Below are 2,007 nucleotides of genomic sequence, written 5' to 3'. Positions count from 1 at the left end.
CGCTTTTCGGAATTTTTCTTTTTAGGAAAAATATCTTGAAATAGCTTCCACTCTAGGTCATTTAATCCCTCAAATTTGCCTGGCATCTTCAGTCGTTTAGTTACAACCTTCTTATTTTATCTATTATTAGTGGGATAGGTTCACAGCAAGCCCAAGCTCATTTCGCCGATAATCGTTTTGGAGAATCAGAACTAGGTAAGTATGTAGATCGCCTTATAGCCAAAGCAGCGGTTGAAATAGCTATTCGGCATCGAGCGAGTAGTATCGTTCTGCCAGACTTAAAAAATGTCAGAGAAATTTTGGAGAGCGAAATAAAAGCAAAAGCAGAAGCTAAAATACCTGGATGTAAGAAAGCGCAAAAACAATACGCGAAAAAGCACCGTCAAACAATTCATCGCTGGAGTTACGCCCGTTTGTGTAATGCTATAGTGTCAAAAGCTGCTCAAAAGGGTATTGCTATAGAATGCCAGCGTCAATCCTTCAACGAAATACCTGAAATACAAGCGCGAGATCTCGCCTTAAACGCCTATCAAAGTCGCCAGCAAACAACTGGTTAAGCCAGAGACTTGAAACATTTCTTATAGTTTTTCTGTACCTAGACAATTTAAGATTTAAGTAATTTGCGCCGTATATTTTGAATTGAAATATGCGATAAATTTGGGGTTGTTGGGCTGCTCGGAAGACAGTCTTGCTTTCTGAACTCTTGTAGCTACTAGCTCACAGTGCTTGATTCAATTAAGCAAAGCGTTTCATTCTTGATGAATAACTTTGTTGATGAAAAGTACGTTTGCTGCCAATTCTGTGTTCTAGTTGCAGACTGGGAAAAAACTATATGTAAAGATCCTAGTTGTCTTTCATTATAGTCTAGTTTGCGCTACCAGCAAGTGAGTTGATTGATGAGGGAAAAACACTTTATCAGTAAAGCTTACAAGACTATTCTATAAGATACGTCTGTAGATCTAAATGATTTGTATGCCCTTATAGAAACGAAAGGTTTGTAAGTCTAACTCTGACTCAAGAATCATTTAATTATGATGTTCAGGGTACGAATATATCGTCGTGTGGCTACATTTTCACCCCTTCTTGGGGAACTTTTCCTACAAATTTGTTGAAGCTAAGCGGGGGTAAAATCCCTGGGAGGTTCGACAAAATTCAGCAAACCTTTGTCTGTTCTTGATTCTACCCTTTAGAACAAAAAATAATATTTTACATTAAGCTGTTATTTTGTTTTTTTTGGATGAGGTAATTGCCACCCTTGGCAAAAACAGTTATCAACACATTAGTATGTAAAGGTTTGAACAGGCGGAGTTGCTTCGGCTCTCCCGATGTGGGAGATGTTGAAAGTTGTCTTCAAGGCATCTCAAACGGTCATTTTTTTGAACGTTGCTTCGGCTCTCCTGATGTGGGAGATGTTGAAAGTCTAAGTTTGTAGACGCTGTGACTCTGTTTGCTCCGTTAGGGTTGCTTCGGCTTTCCCGATGTGGGAGATGTTGAAAGCCTGGCAAGTTAATCGCTTGATTCGAGCAGCAAAAAGTTGCTTCGGCTCTCCCAATGTGGGAGATGTTGAGATTATTGGAAAAGTTGAAAGGAGCAGAGGACTGAAAATTCATAGATTAAGAATTGGGTTCTATTTTTTTGACATTAATTCTTTAAATCTGATTTTTTTGACTAAAATCTTTGCACTCTAAACCCTAAAAAATATAAAAAAGGCTCAAATGCCTATAAAATCGTTCGAGCAATATAGTTTTTTGACATTAATTCTTTAAAACTGACAAATAATTCTTTAATGTACAAGTGTACGTGCGACTCGTTTCAGTTTAACTACTTACGTATTACGTAATGAGGAATGCTGAGGCTACTTTTTATTAAAGTAGAATAACTCTTGATTCATGTGGGTTGAATTCCCATCGACGAGTGAGACGTTTGACTCCCTCGACTACGTGCTTAGAAATAACATCATCTCGGTGCGAAGCTAGTCGAAAAGTGGATATCTAGTAGCCAAATCTA

2 protein-coding genes are annotated in these 2,007 nt (G+C 38.1%); both read left to right on the top strand.

Annotated elements, in window-relative coordinates; all coding sequences use genetic code 11:
* Positions 1-113: 113 nt before the first annotated feature.
* Positions 114-557, top strand: a complete 444-nt coding sequence (gene cas12k, locus H1P_RS37925) for a type V CRISPR-associated protein Cas12k (RefSeq protein WP_144875664.1) — start codon at positions 114-116, stop codon at positions 555-557.
* Between the two features lie 698 nt (positions 558-1,255).
* Positions 1,256-1,432 (top strand): hypothetical protein, encoded by a 177-nt coding sequence (locus H1P_RS39675; protein ID WP_342799636.1) that lies wholly within the window; start codon positions 1,256-1,258, stop codon positions 1,430-1,432.
* The last annotated feature ends 575 nt before the right edge of the window (positions 1,433-2,007 follow it).

The sequence above is a fragment of the Hyella patelloides LEGE 07179 genome, assembly GCF_900659865.1.
In the GTDB taxonomy this organism is placed as follows: domain Bacteria; phylum Cyanobacteriota; class Cyanobacteriia; order Cyanobacteriales; family Xenococcaceae; genus Hyella; species Hyella patelloides.
The sequence above is the reverse complement of the archived record's forward strand: the minus strand, read 5'-3'. Positions and strand labels throughout refer to the sequence as shown.